Source organism: Tumebacillus amylolyticus (assembly GCF_016722965.1).
GTDB classification, from domain to species: Bacteria; Bacillota; Bacilli; order Tumebacillales; family Tumebacillaceae; genus Tumebacillus; species Tumebacillus amylolyticus.
Map to the genome: position 1 here is coordinate 1 of NZ_JAEQNB010000005.1, position 16685 is coordinate 16685.

Annotated in this window: 14 protein-coding genes, 16 tRNA genes and 2 rRNA genes; 1 reads left to right on the forward strand and 31 read right to left on the reverse strand. The window is 56.3% G+C overall.

Going from position 1 to position 16685, the window contains the following annotated elements; all coding sequences use genetic code 11:
• The 6 genes from JJB07_RS15245 to JJB07_RS15270 form a co-directional block, all read right to left on the reverse strand.
• Positions 1-215: ribosomal RNA gene (locus tag JJB07_RS15245) — 16S ribosomal RNA — on the reverse strand; the annotation flags it as partial.
• A 203-nt stretch (positions 216-418) separates the two neighbouring features.
• Positions 419-510, reverse strand: a tRNA-Ser gene (locus JJB07_RS15250).
• Positions 511-513: 3 nt separating this feature from the next.
• Positions 514-589, reverse strand: a tRNA-Asn gene (locus tag JJB07_RS15255).
• A gap of 8 nt (positions 590-597) precedes the next feature.
• Positions 598-681 (reverse strand) — tRNA-Tyr (locus tag JJB07_RS15260).
• Between the two features lie 9 nt (positions 682-690).
• Positions 691-767: transfer RNA gene (locus tag JJB07_RS15265), tRNA-Met, on the reverse strand.
• A gap of 4 nt (positions 768-771) precedes the next feature.
• A tRNA-Ser gene (locus JJB07_RS15270) sits at positions 772-863 on the reverse strand.
• Positions 864-1095: 232 nt separating this feature from the next.
• Here JJB07_RS15270 and JJB07_RS15275 point away from each other — a divergent pair.
• Positions 1096-1272 carry a hypothetical protein gene (locus JJB07_RS15275; protein ID WP_201636544.1) on the forward strand — a complete coding sequence of 59 codons (177 nt, stop codon included), beginning with the start codon at positions 1096-1098 and terminating at the stop codon, positions 1270-1272.
• Positions 1273-1361: 89 nt separating this feature from the next.
• Here the strand turns inward: JJB07_RS15275 and rrf are convergent.
• The 25 genes from rrf to JJB07_RS15400 form a co-directional block, all read right to left on the reverse strand.
• Positions 1362-1478 (reverse strand): 5S ribosomal RNA (gene rrf, locus JJB07_RS15280).
• Between the two features lie 13 nt (positions 1479-1491).
• A tRNA-Ile gene (locus JJB07_RS15285) sits at positions 1492-1568 on the reverse strand.
• Between the two features lie 14 nt (positions 1569-1582).
• Positions 1583-1657: transfer RNA gene (locus tag JJB07_RS15290), tRNA-Gly, on the reverse strand.
• Between the two features lie 61 nt (positions 1658-1718).
• Positions 1719-1794: transfer RNA gene (locus JJB07_RS15295), tRNA-Phe, on the reverse strand.
• Between the two features lie 4 nt (positions 1795-1798).
• Positions 1799-1875: transfer RNA gene (locus JJB07_RS15300), tRNA-Asp, on the reverse strand.
• 9 nt (positions 1876-1884) lie between these two features.
• Positions 1885-1960, reverse strand: a tRNA-Val gene (locus JJB07_RS15305).
• Positions 1961-1966: 6 nt separating this feature from the next.
• A tRNA-Glu gene (locus tag JJB07_RS15310) sits at positions 1967-2043 on the reverse strand.
• Between the two features lie 7 nt (positions 2044-2050).
• Positions 2051-2126, reverse strand: a tRNA-Thr gene (locus JJB07_RS15315).
• Between the two features lie 3 nt (positions 2127-2129).
• A tRNA-Asn gene (locus JJB07_RS15320) sits at positions 2130-2205 on the reverse strand.
• Positions 2206-2210: 5 nt separating this feature from the next.
• Positions 2211-2286, reverse strand: a tRNA-Ala gene (locus tag JJB07_RS15325).
• Positions 2287-2296: 10 nt separating this feature from the next.
• A tRNA-Arg gene (locus JJB07_RS15330) sits at positions 2297-2373 on the reverse strand.
• Positions 2374-2390: 17 nt separating this feature from the next.
• Positions 2391-2466 (reverse strand) — tRNA-Lys (locus tag JJB07_RS15335).
• Positions 2467-2674: 208 nt separating this feature from the next.
• On the reverse strand, positions 2675-3745 hold the full coding sequence (gene ftsZ, locus JJB07_RS15340) for a cell division protein FtsZ (RefSeq protein WP_201636546.1): 1071 nt from the start codon (positions 3743-3745) through the stop codon (positions 2675-2677).
• Positions 3746-3778: 33 nt separating this feature from the next.
• On the reverse strand, positions 3779-5023 hold the full coding sequence (ftsA, locus tag JJB07_RS15345; protein ID WP_201636548.1) for a cell division protein FtsA: 1245 nt from the start codon (positions 5021-5023) through the stop codon (positions 3779-3781).
• Between the two features lie 97 nt (positions 5024-5120).
• Positions 5121-5477 carry a small basic family protein gene (locus JJB07_RS15350; protein ID WP_201636550.1) on the reverse strand — a complete coding sequence of 119 codons (357 nt, stop codon included), beginning with the start codon at positions 5475-5477 and terminating at the stop codon, positions 5121-5123.
• Positions 5474-6199 carry a DUF881 domain-containing protein gene (locus JJB07_RS15355; RefSeq protein WP_201636552.1) on the reverse strand — a complete coding sequence of 242 codons (726 nt, stop codon included), beginning with the start codon at positions 6197-6199 and terminating at the stop codon, positions 5474-5476. The genes JJB07_RS15350 and JJB07_RS15355 overlap by 4 nt, the downstream gene beginning before the upstream one ends.
• 10 nt (positions 6200-6209) lie before the next feature.
• Positions 6210-6959 carry a DUF881 domain-containing protein gene (locus JJB07_RS15360; protein WP_201636554.1) on the reverse strand — a complete coding sequence of 250 codons (750 nt, stop codon included), beginning with the start codon at positions 6957-6959 and terminating at the stop codon, positions 6210-6212.
• A gap of 2 nt (positions 6960-6961) precedes the next feature.
• A complete protein-coding gene (locus tag JJB07_RS15365) occupies positions 6962-7753 on the reverse strand; it encodes a cell division protein FtsQ/DivIB (protein WP_201636556.1) in 792 nt (263 codons plus the stop codon).
• Between the two features lie 113 nt (positions 7754-7866).
• Complete coding sequence (gene murA / locus JJB07_RS15370) at positions 7867-9135, reverse strand: UDP-N-acetylglucosamine 1-carboxyvinyltransferase (protein WP_201636558.1); 1269 nt, start codon at positions 9133-9135, stop codon at positions 7867-7869.
• Positions 9136-9140: 5 nt separating this feature from the next.
• The gene (murB, locus tag JJB07_RS15375; protein WP_201636560.1) at positions 9141-10064 is read right to left on the reverse strand and encodes a UDP-N-acetylmuramate dehydrogenase; all 924 of its coding nucleotides are present in this window, start codon (positions 10062-10064) and stop codon (positions 9141-9143) included.
• 185 nt (positions 10065-10249) lie between these two features.
• Positions 10250-11356: a stage V sporulation protein E gene (gene spoVE, locus JJB07_RS15380; protein ID WP_201637311.1), complete on the reverse strand. Its 1107-nt coding sequence runs from the start codon at positions 11354-11356 to the stop codon at positions 10250-10252.
• Between the two features lie 42 nt (positions 11357-11398).
• On the reverse strand, positions 11399-12745 hold the full coding sequence (gene murD / locus JJB07_RS15385) for a UDP-N-acetylmuramoyl-L-alanine--D-glutamate ligase (protein WP_201636562.1): 1347 nt from the start codon (positions 12743-12745) through the stop codon (positions 11399-11401).
• 13 nt (positions 12746-12758) lie between these two features.
• Positions 12759-13724: a phospho-N-acetylmuramoyl-pentapeptide-transferase gene (mraY, locus tag JJB07_RS15390; protein WP_201636564.1), complete on the reverse strand. Its 966-nt coding sequence runs from the start codon at positions 13722-13724 to the stop codon at positions 12759-12761.
• A 32-nt stretch (positions 13725-13756) separates the two neighbouring features.
• On the reverse strand, positions 13757-15154 hold the full coding sequence (locus JJB07_RS15395) for a UDP-N-acetylmuramoyl-tripeptide--D-alanyl-D-alanine ligase (RefSeq protein ID WP_201636566.1): 1398 nt from the start codon (positions 15152-15154) through the stop codon (positions 13757-13759).
• Positions 15151-16635 (reverse strand): UDP-N-acetylmuramoyl-L-alanyl-D-glutamate--2,6-diaminopimelate ligase, encoded by a 1485-nt coding sequence (locus JJB07_RS15400; protein ID WP_201636568.1) that lies wholly within the window; start codon positions 16633-16635, stop codon positions 15151-15153. The genes JJB07_RS15395 and JJB07_RS15400 overlap by 4 nt, the downstream gene beginning before the upstream one ends.
• Between the last annotated feature and the right edge of the window lie 50 nt (positions 16636-16685).

Below are 16685 nucleotides of genomic sequence, written 5' to 3' on the forward strand. Positions count from 1 at the left end.
CTCCTTTTACTCTCGAACCATGCGATCCAAGAGATTATCCGGTATTAGCACTCGTTTCCAAGCGTTATCCCAGACGATCAGGCAGGTTACCCACGTGTTACTCACCCGTCCGCCGCTGACCTCATCGGAGCAAGCCCCGAATCAGTCCGCTCGACTTGCATGTATTAGGCACGCCGCCAGCGTTCGTCCTGAGCCAGGATCAAACTCTCAATAAAAGTTTGGTTCGCTGACTCGAATCGATCTTCATCTATCACTCGTTTAGTTTTCAAGGATCAATCGTGTGCCACCGAAGCGGCTCAATTAAGATACCACATTCACAACCAAACAATCAACAACCAGATTCTCTCAGATCGGACATTCAAAAAGTAAAGAGAAGAAAAAAGACCTGCATCCCCAAGAGGATACGGGTCTTCTCTTATGGCGGAGAAAGAGGGATTCGAACCCCCGAGACGGTTACCCGCCTACTTGATTTCGAGTCAAGCTCCTTCGACCAAACTCGGACATTTCTCCAGATGGCTCCCCGAGCAAGACTCGAACTTGCGACCATCCGATTAACAGTCGGGCGCTCTACCAACTGAGCTATCGGGGAATAAAACATGGTGGAGAGAGAAGGATTCGAACCTTCGAAGCTTACGCAACGGATTTACAGTCCGCCCCATTTGGCCACTTTGGTACCTCTCCATATGAAACTGGTAGCGGCGGAGGGATTCGAACCCCCGACCCTCCGGGTATGAACCGAATGCTCTAGCCAGCTGAGCTACACCGCCACGGTGGCGGAGAGAAGGGGATTCGAACCCCTGAGACGGTTTCCCGCCTACACGATTTCCAATCGTGCTCCTTCGACCAAGCTCGGACATCTCTCCGTGTTTCAGAACCTCTCGTCGTCCACATCAGCGGCGACAGGAGTAATAATAGCACCCTTTGCCGCATCTAATCAATAGGCTTGTCCAGCCAAAACCCGACAAAAACACCTATTCCCCGCAACCACGATCATCAAACTCTCTCTTGCGACGAATTTCTACACTTTGTGTATAGAACGGTTTGTCCATATCCCACACTACAGATAGACCTTACACAAAGGCGGGTGCGATCCGAATGAGCGAGCAGCAACGAGACGAAGGGTTGGAGTTGGAAAAGTCGAATGAAGGCTGGAGAATCAACGCCAGCACCTCCATAACGCTCACCGCCATCACAGCGGTCACCCTCATCCTCCTCACCGCAATCTGGGCCACTGTCACCCACCCGGAGACCGTCCTGAAGATGCTTCACTAATCCCCGCACCCCATCGGACCAGCAGACGCAGCAATAGATACAGAAACAGCAAAAAGCCCGATCTCAAATTGAGATCGGGCTTTTCTCGTGCCTCGCGACGTCCTACTCTCCCGGGACCCTGCGGTCCAAGTACCATCGGCGCTGGAAAGCTTAACTTCTGTGTTCGGGATGGGAACAGGTGTGACCTTTCCGCCATCATCACGAGACTTATGAAACGAATGGTGGGCCCAAGAAGATTCGAACTTCCGACCTCACGATTATCAGTCGTGCGCTCTAGCCAACTGAGCTATGGGCCCATTTATTGAAAAAATGGAGCGGAAGACGGGATTCGAACCCGCGACCCTCGCCTTGGCAAGGCGATGCTCTACCCCTGAGCCACTTCCGCGAGCAGGATGCGAGCGTCCCACGTTGCGGCCTGGACGGCCGCGCTTGTAGTGGGGCTACTATGGTGGCTCGGGACGGAGTCGAACCGCCGACACGTGGATTTTCAGTCCACTGCTCTACCAACTGAGCTACCGAGCCAAAATGGCGGAGCTGACGGGATTCGAACCCGCGGTCTTCCGCGTGACAGGCGGACATGTTAGGCCACTACACCACAGCTCCGTATGAAAATGGTGGAGGTTGACGGGATCGAACCGCCGACCCTCTGCTTGTAAGGCAGATGCTCTCCCAGCTGAGCTAAACCTCCAACTCTTGGTGACCCGTACGGGATTCGAACCCGTGAATGCCGCCTTGAAAGGGCGGTGAGTTAAGCCGCTTCTCCAACGGGCCAAACAAATGGTGCCTTTTACCGGAATCGAACCGATGACCTCATCCTTACCATGGATGCGCTCTACCTACTGAGCTAAAAAGGCAAATGGCTCCCCGAGCAAGACTCGAACTTGCGACCATCCGATTAACAGTCGGGCGCTCTACCAACTGAGCTATCGAGGAACAAATGGTGGAGAATAGCGGATTCGAACCGCTGACCCCCTGCTTGCAAGGCAGGTGCTCTACCAACTGAGCTAATCCCCCAAGAAGTAAATGGCGCGCCCTGAGAGATTCGAACTCCCGGCCTTTTGATTCGTAGTCAAACGCTCTATCCAGCTGAGCTAAGGGCGCATCATGAAGTTGAAATATGGTGAGCCATGAAGGACTTGAACCTTCGACACCCTGATTAAAAGTCAGGTGCTCTACCAACTGAGCTAATGGCTCATGTTCTCACCATCGTGCCGTGTACCTCGCGGCGACAAGAGTTAATATAACACACCCTCCCGAACCTCTCAACAGCATAATACAAGCAAATAAGGCAACCTGCCCAAACCAACTCCCCTACTCTATCAATATCACCCGATATCACGCAGCACTCGCCAGATTCCTAGAATCCATAAAAAAGGACTCCCATACAGGGAGTCCTCTCGAATTAGCGGTTGTTACGGCGCAGGAACGCCGGGATGTCGAGGTTGTCCGAGGAAGCAGTGTTGCCCCCGAACGGCTTGATATCCATCTTGTTGAGCGGTTTCTGAGCCGGCGGACGCTCCTTGTGCTCGAAGCCCGTCGCGATCACGGTGACGATGATCTCGTCCTTGAGGTCCGGGTTGATGACCGCACCAAAGATCATGTTCACTTCCGGGTCAGCTGCCGAAGAAACGATATCAGCCGCTTCGTTGACTTCGAACAGAGACAGGTTGTTGCCGCCTGCGATGTGCATCAGCACGCCACGTGCGCCGTCGATCGAAGTTTCAAGCAACGGCGAGCAGATTGCTTTCTTGGCCGCTTCTGCTGCACGGTTCTCGCCGGTGTGTACACCGATCCCCATAAGGGCCGATCCACGCTCGGTCATGATCGTTTTGACGTCTGCAAAGTCGACGTTGATCAAGCCCGGTACCGCGATCAGGTCGGAGATCCCCTGGACACCCTGACGGAGAACGTTGTCCGCTTCACGGAACGCTTCCAGCATCGGGGTGTTTTTGTCTACGATCTCCAACAGACGGTCATTCGGGATGACGATCAGCGTATCGACTTTTTCCTTGAGGGACGCAATGCCGTTCTCAGCTTGGCCCATACGACGACGACCTTCGAACGTGAAAGGCTTGGTGACAACGCCGACGGTCAGCGCGCCAAGTTCCTTCGCGATCTCAGCAACGACCGGAGCAGCACCCGTACCGGTACCGCCACCCATGCCCGCAGTGACGAAGACCATGTCTGCACCACGCAACGCGTTTGCGATCTGTTCACGGCTCTCTTCGGCTGCTTTCTTCCCGATATCCGGGTTAGCGCCAGCGCCAAGTCCACGGGTCAGTTTCTCACCGATCTGGAGGCGGTGCTCCGCCTTGGAGAGGTGAAGTGCTTGAGCGTCGGTGTTGACGGTGATGAATTCTACACCCTTGATGCCCGCTTCAATCATTCGGTTTACCGCGTTGCAACCGCCGCCGCCGCATCCGATGACCTTAATCTGAGCAAAGGCCTCTATATCAAAATCAAACTCCAACATAAACCTTGATCCTCCTTAAACGTACCCTGTCTCTTAGACGAATTCGCTGAACCAGCTCTTGATGCGGTCGACGAGGCCACCGCCGCCCGTGTTGCCGCCACCACCATTGGTTTGCTTGCGGCGCGGTGCAGACTGGGCTTCCGGCTTCCGGGTGATGTTGCGGCCAACGTATTTGATGATGCCCACCCCGTTGACGAAGGACGTGTCCTTCACTCCGAGGTAGTCAGGAATGGCAACGCGAACGTTCGCATCCAACTCATATTCACCAAGCTTGTCCACGCTCGGGATCGCCGCGACGCCGCCCGTGAGGACGTAGCCGCCCGGCATGTCCTTGAAGCCCATACGTTCGACTTCTTGGCGTACCATCTGAAAGATCTCCTGCATGCGCGGCTCGATGATATTCGAAAGATCGACTTGGTTGAATTCCTTGTCCACATTGCTGCCGACGCGGGAGACTTTGAATGTCTCCTCTTGGTTGGCCGCCGAGACCAAAGCACAACCGTGGCGCACCTTGACGCGTTCCGCGACGTCGGTCTGCGTGCGCAGTCCGATGCCGATGTCATTGGTGACATGGTCACCGCCGACCGGAAGCACGCCGGTTGCTTCCAATATACCGTTCTTGAAAACCGATATGGTCGTCTGGCCGGCGCCGATATCGACGAGCCCGACACCGAGCTTGCGCTCGTCGCTGGTAAGTGCGATCGTGCTCGCCGCCAGCGGCGACAAGACGAGCCCCGCAATCTGTACACCTGCGCGCTCCACACAGCGCATCAGGTTGTGAATGACCGTGCGGGAACCGGTGATGATGTATGCTTCCACTTCCAAGCGAACCCCGATCATGCCACGCGGATCCGCGATTTCATCCAAACCGTCAACGATGTACATCTTCGGCACAACGTCGATAATCTCACGCTCCGGCGGCAATGCGATCACGCGCGAAGCTTGTAAGACGCGATCTATATCCTCCTCACCGATCTCGCGATTCGGTGAATTGACAGCTACGACGCCTCGGCTGGACTGAAGGGAAATGTGGTTGCCGGAGATGCCGACATATGCAGAAGCGATCTCGATACCTACCATGCGTTCAGCATGATCGATGGCGGAGCGGATCGACTGTACGGTCTTGTCTATGTCAACGATTGCACCTTTACGGATTCCATCGCCTTCAGCAGAACCGACGCCTATAATTTGGATGCCCGTGCCACTCATTTCACCAATGATGGCTCGCACTTTGGATGTTCCTATGTCTAAGCTGACGATGATGTCGCCGTTTGTCAAGCCGTGGCACCTCCCTGTTTCATTGCAAAAGCCAGATGTTGATCAGTTCTTAAATTCAACACGGGGCGTGAATTCCCTCTTTTTCGGGATAAGTTTTTCAACTATTTTTCTCTTGGGAGCGGGATCGGTTGACAATCAGACGGCGGATCGAAGCGAGGTTGTTGAACAAGCGTACCCCGAACGCAAACACAGCCGCCAAGTACAGATCCACACCCAATTGAACCCCGATAAAGGCCAAAAGAGCTGCCAGCAACGTGTTAAAAAAGAACCCGCTGATGAACACTGAGCTGTCGAAATGTTTCTCCAAACTCGCACGAATCCCGCCAAAAACGGTATCCAACGCTGCGAGAATGGCAATGGAGAGATAAGAGCTGTACTGCAACGGGATGTAGAGGTTGAACGAGAACCCGAGCAGGACGCCGAGCACAAGTCCGAAGACCGGAATCCAAATCATAGTTTTTTATCTCCTTCAGGTTGGGCATACTTGAATTCGACGGGCGCATCATACGCCGGGATGGTCAGGCTGCCGTTGGTGACGTCGGTGATTTTGAAGTCTTTCCCCATCTCGCGGAAGAACTGCGGGAACAAGTTCATCCCGATCTTCATCTGCTCTATGTTCCCGACCGCTTTGATCGTGATCGACTTCGGGTTGATCATCACGGCGTTGACTTGCAGATTGTTCATGGAGATGGAACGGATCGAAGACAGTGAGATGATCCGATGGTTCTCTACAGAGATCGCCTGTGCGTCATTGCCGTTGAGGTAATTGATCAGTTGGTACAAGTAATAGTCAAGAGACGCGGCCTTGCTCGGGTCGCCCCCGGCTGCAATCGCGTCGAAGGAATCCTCGATGGTGATGATGATTCCGTTGCCCTTGAGCGGTTTCACGCCGGCGAGCCCCTTGATTTTGTCGAGGTCGTCTGCCATCGCCTTGGCCAATTCCTCGCGGTTACCTTGTTTGTTTTGATACGTGTTCACCTGTTGCTCCAGACGATCGATCTCGCTGTTGTAAAACTTCTGGCGATCCTTCTCCGTCGCGAGCTCGGCGTTCAGCTGGACATTGTCCACCACGTTGTTGTCCTCGCGCGGACGATGCACGGTGGAAAACTGGACGGTCAGCATGCTGCCAAGTAGGAAGCTGACCAGGAACAAACTGACCTTGTGCTTGGTTTGCATGTCAACCCTCCTATTTCTTCATCCCGTTGAAGTCGCCCGCATACCCCGGAATGGTAACGGTAGGGCTTTGCTTCGGCGGCGTGATCGTCAGATAGCGGCCGTTCTCCGGGCGGGTGAGCAACTCGATGACCCCGCCTCGTGTTTCCAGGGCATTGATCATGTTCTTCGGGTCCCCGATGGCGGTGAACACAAACGGCGTGGTGATACGCTGGTTGTTGACTTTAACCATTGTGCCGATGCAGACGATGCCCGTGGTCGTCGTAATGCGCTGCCCGTTGATCGAAACCGCTTCGGCTCCGGCGATGAACAGCTCGTTGACGAGCATGCGCAGGTCGGAGTCATGAGTGATGTAGAGCAGGACGTCCTTGTCCGCGGGGATGTCTTTTTTGTTGTCATCGACGGTGAACGTGATCCCCGGGCCTTTGACGGCAAGCAACCCGGACATGATCTTGTACTTGGTCAAATCGTCGCGAATCTCCGGGGCGAGGTTCTGGTCCACATCGCCCGCTTGCTTCTCCAAGCCGTGCAACGTTTTATTGAGCTTCTCGATCTCTTCTTCCAACCCTTTGTTCTCATCCTTGATCCGATTGAGTTGGTCGGCGGTGTACTGAGCCTTGGGATCGATCGTCGGCAGTTTTGCTTGTGCATCGGCTGTGACGCGCATGTTCTTGTATTGCATCGAGAGCATCAGTCCGAGAATGACAGAGATCATCGTCAGTGAGACGGTCAGGCGCAACCGTTTGTCAGGTTTGAACGGCATCTCTACTCCCCTTCCTTCTTCGCAGTCGATTTGTACTCTTGTAAATAGTTCGATTCCAGCAAGTTGAGTACGCCCGGCGGCGTGTCGGCCGGGAGCGAGTTCCGGAACTTCTGGTAAGCGTTCATCTTGACCGCAAACTGCAACTCCGGCACGCGAACTTCGAACTTGTCCCGCATGAAGACCTGCCACGGCCCTTTCGCCGGAATTCGCACTTCGGAGATCTGATCGAGCGTGTTGCGCTCAACTTCGGGAATTTGTTTCGCCAAAGCCTGCACGTTGGCATCTTGAACCACTTCTCCCGCCTTGATCGGCGGCAGGTTCTCCATCGTGATCAGCGGCATCGAATCACTCGGTTTCGTCGTCTTCTCAAGCACCGTACCGTCTTGCAAGATGCTGTAGAAGCCGTCCTGTCCGACAAGCGTCCCGGAAACGGCCTTCTCTGCGACGGCGATTACGACGTTGCCTGTCCACGACACTTGGATATCGGCCGTCTGCACCACCGGGTACGCCTTGAGGATGGCATCGGCGGCCTTCGTCTCCGAGATGCGCCAGAAGCTCATGCCTTTTGTGATCCCGGACGCGCGCACGATCTCTTCGTAACGGATCGCATGGTTGCCCTTCACGTCGATGGTCGTGACCGCCGACAGAGGGGATTGCAAAAAGCCAGCCACTAAGAGGAGTACGAAAAACACGACAACAAAAAGCAGCGCCTTCCAATTCGGGCGGCGCTTGCGGGTCGGCTCTGCGGTCTTGGCGGTGTAGGTCTCGGCGATAGTGGAGGGCGTTTCGTGCATGATAACAGACCTGCTCCTTTGCGTAAAAAAAATCGAACGGCATATACTTTTGATATATGCCGCCGTTGTAAGTCTAGGGGTTTGCCCTCATTATAACATGTTCAAATGTGTTTTCAAGAGATGCCATCCGGCCTTTCACGCCAGATTCTGGCACCCAAACTTCCAAATACTTCCTCAACCTTCTCATACCCTCTGTCGATGTGGTGCACGTTGCCAATCGACGTCCGACCGTTCGCGGCGAGGCCCGCCAGTATCAAGGCAGCACCTGCCCGCAGATCGGTCGCCTCTACGTGCGCCCCCGTCAACTCCGGCACGCCTTCAATGAAGGCAGTCCGCATGTCGACTTTGATCTTCGCCCCCATGCGCGCCAATTCATTCACATGTTGGTAACGTCCTTCAAAAATCGACTCGGTGATGACCGAGGTTCCGTCTGCCAGACTCAAGTACGCCATGAACGGCGACTGCAAGTCGGTCGGGAAACCGGGGTAGTACGCGGTGCTGATCCGCTCAATGCGTTGCGGTCTGGAATTCGCGCGCAGGAACAACTTGTTGCTTTCCACGCGAATGTCTACACCGCTCTCTTCCAACTTCGAGAGCACAGCTCCCAAATGATCCGGTTGGACGTTGGTCAGTTCCACTTCGCCCCCCGTCGCAGCGGTAGCCAACAACAGCGTGCCGGTTACGATGCGGTCCGGGATGACCTTGTACGCTCGACCCTGCAAGCGGTGTACGCCCTCGATGACGACATTCGCCCCGCCTGCTCCGTGGACTTTGGCGCCCATCGCGTTCAAGTAGTTGGCGAGATCGACGATCTCCGGCTCGCGTGCGGCGTTATGAATCGTCGTCACACCGTCAGCAAACACCGCGGCCATGATCAAGTTCTCCGTCGCTCCGACACTTGGCAGATCGAGATAGATGTTCGTACCGCGCAGTCGATTGGCTGTGCAAAGGATATAGCCGTGCTTCTCCTCAATGCGGGCTCCGAGCGCCTGCAAACCTTTCAAATGCAGGTCGATCGGACGCGATCCGATGGTACAACCGCCCGGCAACGAGATGCGAACTTGACCGCAACGCGCCAGGATCGGGCCCATCAGAAAAATAGAGGAGCGCATCTGACGCATGAGGTGCTCCGGCACTTCTGTACCTGTCAATCCGGTTGCATCCACTCGCAACGTCGAGCCTTCGTGGTGTACCTGACACCCCAAATGACGAAGGATCGCAACCATCACGCGAATGTCCTGCAGATCCGGCACGTCTTCGATCACGCTTTCTCCATGCGCCATGACGCTGGCCGCCAAGATCGGCAGGGCCGCGTTCTTGGCACCGTGTACGCGCACGGAGCCCTGAAGTTTGTGCCCACCTTCAATGGCTATGCGTTCCACGCATGTCACCCCCCGATAGAATCGTCTCCTACGATCCGAACTTCCGGGTGAAGGTCATGTCCGTATCTTTCTGAAATAGTCCGTTGTACGAGTTCGATCAGTGCCACGACATCTGCTGCCTTCGCTCCCCCGACGTTCACGATAAAGTTGCCGTGGAGTTCCGAGATTTGCGCACCGCCGATCCGTGTGCCCTTGAGCCCCGCCTCTTGAACCAAAAAGCCCGCGTGCGTGCCTTCCGGATTGCGGAACACACTGCCGCAACTTGGAAGTGAGAGCGGTTGCGTGCTTTGACGGCGTTTCGCCCAGTTGCGAACCCGTTCGCTCATCTCCTCCGCGTCTCCCTTTCCTAATTGAAAGGTCGCGTCGAGCACGATCATCGGGTCGTCCTTGAGCACACTGTAGCGGTAGTCGAATTTCAAGTCGGCATGCGTCAGATGGATGACGTCTCCCTGCGGGCTTAGCACGTGACAATCGATCAACACGTCTTTCACCTCACCACCGTGCGCCCCGGCGTTCATCATCACCGCGCCGCCGACCGTTCCCGGAATCCCTGTTGCAAACTCTAAACCGCTTACTCCTTGTCGAATCGCATGGTGGGCGGCAGAAACGAAGGAGCGTCCTCCCTGTGCAGTCAGACGGTCGCCTGTGATGCTCAAGTCGGAAAAATTGTCAGCCAGTTTGATGACGACACCTCGCCACCCGCCGTCCCGCACCAGCAAGTTCGAACCTTTGCCGATCACGTACCACGGAATGCCGTGTTGATGAGTCAGTTGCATGATTCGCACGAGGTGCTCCTGTTCGGTCGGGAGGATGAACACGTCGGCCGGGCCGCCAATGCGCCACGAAGTGTGTTTGGACATGAGTTCGTCAAACAGCACCTCGCCGACTTGTTCGCCTGTGAACAGTTTCTGGATCTCTTCTCGTTTCATCGTCGTACCTCCAACTTCACTGACAATTTGTGATCGCTCCTCGATGTTCCGCGCCTCGTACCCTCATGATATGGGGGAGTGGAGAAAGTGGTGACACCAGCCCAGAGAAGCGAAAAAATCCGAGCGATTCCGCGTTTTCTCGCGGTGTCGCTCGGTGTTTTTTCACTCCGGACAGACGTTGGGCTTCACCTCGTCTGCCTGGAGATGTTTAGTAAGATCCCGATCCCGGTCAGCATCAGCGTCAGGGACGATCCCCCGTACGAAATCAGCGGAAGCGTGATCCCGGTAACCGGCATGGAGCCGGTAACAACGCCGATGTTGATGACCACCTGTACCGCAATCATGCCGGTGATGCCGACGGCAAGCAGCGAACCGAACGTATCGGGCGCCGTAATCGCCGTACGCAACCCCCGCCAGACCAGCAGCAGGAAGAGCAACAGAACTGTCGCACCGCCGATGAAACCCAGTTCCTCGGCAAGGATGGAGAAAACAAAGTCGGTCTGGGGCTCCGGCAAATAGAGGAACTTTTGACGGCTCCGTCCCAAGCCCAGTCCCATCAGACCGCCCGGACCCAATGCGTAAAGCGACTGGATGATGTGATACCCTGCATCCAATTCGTACGCCCAAGGGTCCATGAAAGCGAAGATCCGTTTCAAGCGATAGGGCGCCACCACGACCAGCCCGACGAACGCCGGGATGGCCAAGCTCGCGAGACCGAGGAGATGTCCGACTCGTGCGCCGGCGGCAAAGATGATGATGATCGCCGTTCCCATCAGGACAACAGATTGTCCAAGGTCAGGCTCCAACATGATCAAACCGACGGCCGAGACGACGATGGAGAGCGGCGGCAACAGACCTCGCTTGAATTGAGAAATGCGATCTTGCGTCCTCTCTAACATATACGCAAAGAAGATGATGATCCCGAGCTTGGCGAACTCAGACGGCTGAATACCGAACGATCCGATCCCAAGCCAAGCACGCGACCCCCCGCGCACAGAACCGATGCCCGGAATGGCAACGGCAATCAAGAAGAGGAAACAGATCAGGAGGAGCGGTTTGGCGACTCTTCTCAGCTTGTGATAATCATAGTTCATCATGACGAACATCGAGATGATCCCAAGCACGGCCCACATCAATTGACGTTTGGCGTAGAAGAATTGATCGTCAAACTTTTGCGCAGAGAGCACCGCACTGGCACTATACACGATGACGACGCCGATCCCCAGAAGCAAAAGCGTGGATAAAATGATCAGCGTATCGGGATACGATTTGATCTTGCCGTTGACGTTCATTGCGGCAACTGTCACCCCCGGATACTCGGTCTCGTCCAATCGCTATAATGTATGCACAGCTTTTTTAAACATGCTCCCTCTCTCTTCAAACGAACCAAACATGTCCCACGACGCACACGCTGGGCTCAACAGAACGGTATCCCCCGCTTCTGCACGAAGTGCCGCGAGTTGGACGGCCGTCTCGAGCGAGTCGGCTTTTTCCGCTGTCTTGCCTGCAAGATTGGCGACGTTCAAGAAGCGTTCTGCCGCTTGCCCGATCGCCACGACGTGCTTGACGTGCTTCTGAAAGACCGGCACGAGTTCCTGGAAGTCCATGCCACGGTCCAAGCCACCTGCGATCAGCACGACGCTTGGAAAAGCGGTGATCGCCTGTGTCGCCGCTGCTGCGTTGGTCGCTTTGGAGTCGTTGTAGAAGTCCACCCCGTTTTTGGTGGTCACATATTCGGTCCGGTGCTCAACACCGCGGAACGTGCGCGCCACTTCAGCGATTGCATCTGCTGAGGCACCTGCCGCCAGAGAGATCGCCGCCGCCGCGAGGACGTTCTGCAAGTTGTGTTCCCCGGCTAAGCCCACTTCGGCCACCGGGAGGAGAGGTACGTTTTTGCCGTTCAAGATAGCGTGGATATGACCATCTTTGACAAAAACGCCCTCTTCTAAAACTTCGGACGCTGAGAAAGGCACGACCCGCGCCTGCATACCCTTGGCTGCCGCACGCACGTCTTCCTGATCCCAGTTCAACACCGCGATGTCGCTGGGCCCAAGGTTTGCAAACAGTCTGTACTTGGCGTCGCGATACTCTTCGTACGTTCCATGATAGTCCAGATGGGCGGGTGACAGGTTCAAAAGCGCTCCGATCTTCGGTCGGAACGCGCGCGTCCCCATCAGTTGAAACGAAGACAGCTCCGCGACCAGCCATTGGTCGGCCGTGACACTCTCTGCCACTTCGGACAGCGCGAGACCGATGTTGCCGGCCACGACCGGTTTCAAGTCGGCCGCTTCGAGCATCTTGCCAACCAGCGTCGTGGTCGTGGTCTTGCCGTTGGAGCCGGTAATGCCGATCAAAGGAGCTTTGGAGAAACCGTACGCCACTTCTACTTCCGTCACCACGGGGATACCCAATTCCAGCGCTTGGCGCACCGGAGCGGCCTTGTACGGAATCCCGGGGTTTTTCACGACGAGGGCGAGCCCCGGATGCACGATGCCCTCCGGATGCCCGCCGCCAATCACTTCAATACCGAGCGCTTGCAATTCCGCCGCCAGCGGATCGTCGCTGAGGTCTTTTTGGTCATTGACCGTGACCTCAGCGCCGTTGTGATGCAACAGACGTGCAGCGGCCGCGCCGGAACGGGCAAGGCCAAGCACGAGAACTTTTTTTTCAGTGTACTCCACGATGCGTCTCTCCCTACGGTTTCAGGTACAGTGCCAGCGAACCGACTGCCAGCAACAGTCCGACGGTCCAGAACGTGCCGACGACGCGCCACTCCGACCAGCCGATCAACTCAAAGTGGTGGTGAAGCGGTGACATTTTGAAGATGCGTCGACCAAATGTCTGGAACGAGATGACTTGCAGGATGACGGACAGCACTTCTGCCACGAACACGCCGCCGATCAGGAACACATAGATCTCCGTCTTGGTGAGGATCGCGACCGTGGCCAGCGCACCGCCCAAGGCAAGTGACCCTGTGTCCCCCATGAACACTTTGGCCGGGTTGACGTTGAAGACGAGGAAGCCGAGCAACGCTCCGACCATCGACGCACAGAAGATCGCCACTTCCATGTTCGACGTCCACCAAGCCAAGATCGCATACGATCCAAACGCAATGGCGGTCGTACCCGCTGCGAGACCGTCCAGACCGTCGGTCAAGTTGACCGCGTTCGACATGCCGATGACCATCAAGACGAGGAACGGCAAGTAGAAGAATCCGAGGTTGAGCGGCGTGTCGATCAGCGGGATGTTGATCTTCATATCGATGAGACCGGCGTAATTCATGACGATATACAGCACAACGCCGAGGATGATCTGCCCGAGCAATTTCTGACGGGCTTTCAAGCCGAGGTTGCGCTTGAGGGCGACTTTAATGTAGTCGTCGAGGAATCCGACGAGACCGTACCCGAGCGTCACGAACAACAGCAGATAGGTCGCGAACTGATGGTCGGAGAATTTCAGTGTGGTGATCGTCAACGCAACGAGGAAGATAATGCCTCCCATCGTCGGCGTGCCCGATTTTTTCTGGTGACTTTGCGGGCCCTCTTGACGAATCGCCTGCCCGAATTTCAGGCGTCGTAAAAACGGAATGAACAGCGGACCCAGGATCACCGCGATAAGAAACGCGACCCCGGTCGTCCACAACATGATCGTGATATCCATGACCTTTGGTCCTCCCCTAGTGTCTTCGCAACTTAGGTCAACGCCCGAACTACATCGACGAGACCGATACCAAGCGAAGATTTGACGAGGACGATCGCCCCGCCCGTTTCGTCTTGTGCATGGTGTTGCAGCAGTTTTTCAAGGTACTCGATTGCTTGCGGCTTGTCGGCCACCTCATAGATCACGCCGGAAAAAGCGCCCTCGCGAGCTCCCGCTGCGATGTCGCGGGCAAGGTCTCCGATGCAAACCAGTTCGTTGATTTCAAGACCTGCGAGGTAGGCGCCCGTCTCGCGATGCATGAGAACGGAATCAGGACCGAGTTCCAGCATCCCGCCGAGCGCCGCGACTTTGTATCCCCCCGGCATGTCGGAGAGCATCTGAAGGGCTGCCCGCATCGAGGTCGGCGAGGCGTTGTACGCATCGTCGACCACGGTGCCGCTTCCCTCGCGAGCCTTGTGAACTTCAAAGCGGCGTGCCGTGAGTTTGGCGTGCGCAAGACCTGCTCGAATCTCATCGCGGGTCATGCCAAGCTCTTCCCCGACTGCGATGGCGGCGAGCGCGTTGCCGAGTTGGTGGAGGCCCGGAACTGGGAGCGTGTACGCACCCTTTTCCCCTTCCAGTTGGAAGCGGGAGCCTTCGATGCCTAAGTTCTCCACTTCGACGGCGCGTACGTCATTGCCTTCTCCAAATCCAAACCAGACGATCGGCGCTTTGGTTTTCCCCGCCCGCTCCTGTAAAAGCGGTTCGTCGCCAAACAGAATCGCTTTCCCGTCGGGAGCAAGCGCTTCGATCAACTCGCACTTCGCGTCGGCGATGCCGTCCCGCGAACCGAGGTGCTCGATATGCGCCTCCCCGATGTTCGTGATGACCCCAATCTGCGGGGACGCGAGTTTTGCCAGCAACTCGATCTCATGGAAGTGGTTCATGCCCATTTCCAAAACGGCGACATCGGTGTCCTCCTCCACTTGCAGGAGCACCAGCGGGACGCCGATGTGGTTGTTGAGGTTGCCGAGGGTCTTCTGAACTTTGAAGCGCTCGGACAGAACCGAAGCGAGCAAGTCTTTGGTTGAAGTCTTGCCGTTGGAGCCCGTTACGCCGACGACGCGCAGGCGGGTCAACTCGTTGCGGTAGCCCGCCGCCAAGTTTTGCAACCCAAGCAACGTATCTTCGACTTCGATCAGCGCGAGACCTTGCGCTTGTTCCGGAATGAATCTGCCTGTTTGCCAGAGCGCGGCCACCGCACCCTGTTCAACAGCCGCTTGCACAAAGTCATGCGCGTCGAACCGTTCGCCGACGAGCGGGACGAACAGACGTCCGGTCATGTCTTTGCGAGTGTCTGTCGAGACACCCTCGATGAGCAAAGCGGCGTCACCTTGGATCAATCGACCCCCTGCCAACGCTGCGATTTCACCTGCAGTACGCTTGATCATGATTGCTCACCTCGAATTGCGGCCGCCGCCACTTCGCGGTCGTCGAAGTGGGTCTTGGTCTTGCCGATGATCTGGTACGTCTCGTGCCCTTTGCCCGCGATCAAGATCACGTCGTCCTCTTGGGCTTGCTCGATCGCGAAGGAAATCGCTTCGGCACGGTCTGCGATGCGGACATAGCGGTTTTTCTCCACATCTTGCACGCCCGCCTCCATGTCGTCCAAGATCAGCTCGGGGTCTTCCGTGCGCGGGTTGTCGGAGGTCAACACCGCCAAGTCCGCATAGTCGGTTGCGATCTTCGCCATGATCGGACGTTTCGTGCGGTCACGATCACCGCCGCATCCGACGAGGCACATCACTCGACCCTTCGCGAATTCACGAACCGTTTTCAGCGCGTTCTCCAGCGAATCCGGCGTATGCGAGTAGTCCACGATCACCGCGAACTTCTGCCCTGCATTGACGCGCTCGAAGCGTCCGTCCACACCCGACACGGATTCGAGCGTTGTCTTGATCTGCTCCAAAGTCAAGCCTTCCAAGAGACAAGCCGCTGTCGCCGCCAACGTGTTGTAGACGTTGAACTTCCCGGTCATCTGCAGGTTGAACTCGGCCGTTCCCGCGAAAGAGATCAGTTTATACGAGACGCCGTGCGACTCGATTTTGACATCGATGGCCCGCACGTCCGCTTCGTGATCAATTCCGTAGGTGATCACTTGCGCCGTCGTCGCCGCACGGAAAAAGTCCGCTTCCGGGTCGTCGACGTTGATCACGGCGTAACTGCCTTCCGACGGCGTGTCGCTGTAGGTGTTGCCAAGGCGTGAGAAAAACTTCGCTTTGGCATTGCGATACTCTTCCATCGAACCGTGATAATCGAGATGGTCCTGCGTCAAGTTGGTGAACACGGCCGTCCGATACTGCGTGCCTGCGACACGGCCCAGTTCCAGCGCGTGCGACGACACTTCCATTACGGGATATTGAACACCCGCATCGAGCATCTCTCGGAAGATTCGCTGAAGCACCAACGCTTCGGGCGTCGTGTTCGACGTTTCATACTCCACGTCCGCATATTTGACTTTCAGCGTCCCGATCAGACCGGTTTCCTGCCCGTTCTCACGCAAGACGCGCTCGATCAAAGACGTGGTCGTCGTCTTGCCGTTCGTCCCCGTCACCCCGATCACTTTCATCGACTTGGACGGGTGTTGATAAAAAACGGACGCAAGCACCGCAGCCATCGTCCCTGTGTTCGGGACGATGACCTGCGGTGCTGCAAGCCCAACAAATTCTGATTCGACGACGACAGCCGATGCTCCGGCTGCAACCGCCTTTTGTACATAGTCATGCCCATCCACCGTGTACCCGCGCAGGGCCACAAAGAGACTCCCCGGTTGTACCTCACGGGAATCCGGGGTGATGTGTGTGATCTCCACGTCGTCAGAGCCGACGACGCGCTTGAGGATGATGGGGGCAATCAACTCGCGCAACCGCAACTGCGTTTCCTCCTCGCACTTCCGAATAATCTACCAACCAGTATGGACCA

Excerpts from the sequence above, each read along its gene's own strand:
- mraY (WP_201636564.1), bottom strand. The coding sequence starts at position 13,724 with ATGGATATCACGATCATGTTGTGGACGACCGGGGTCGCGTTTCTTATC.
- murB (WP_201636560.1), bottom strand. The coding sequence starts at position 10,064 with ATGAAACGAGAAGAGATCCAGAAACTGTTCACAGGCGAACAAGTCGGC.
- JJB07_RS15355 (WP_201636552.1), bottom strand. The coding sequence starts at position 6,199 with ATGCAAACCAAGCACAAGGTCAGTTTGTTCCTGGTCAGCTTCCTACTT.
- JJB07_RS15395 (WP_201636566.1), bottom strand. The coding sequence starts at position 15,154 with ATGATCAAGCGTACTGCAGGTGAAATCGCAGCGTTGGCAGGGGGTCGA.
- JJB07_RS15275 (WP_201636544.1), top strand. The coding sequence starts at position 1,096 with ATGAGCGAGCAGCAACGAGACGAAGGGTTGGAGTTGGAAAAGTCGAAT.
- spoVE (WP_201637311.1), bottom strand. The coding sequence starts at position 11,356 with ATGAACGTCAACGGCAAGATCAAATCGTATCCCGATACGCTGATCATT.
- JJB07_RS15365 (WP_201636556.1), bottom strand. The coding sequence starts at position 7,753 with ATGCACGAAACGCCCTCCACTATCGCCGAGACCTACACCGCCAAGACC.
- JJB07_RS15350 (WP_201636550.1), bottom strand. The coding sequence starts at position 5,477 with ATGATTTGGATTCCGGTCTTCGGACTTGTGCTCGGCGTCCTGCTCGGG.
- ftsZ (WP_201636546.1), bottom strand. The coding sequence starts at position 3,745 with ATGTTGGAGTTTGATTTTGATATAGAGGCCTTTGCTCAGATTAAGGTC.
- JJB07_RS15360 (WP_201636554.1), bottom strand. The coding sequence starts at position 6,959 with ATGCCGTTCAAACCTGACAAACGGTTGCGCCTGACCGTCTCACTGACG.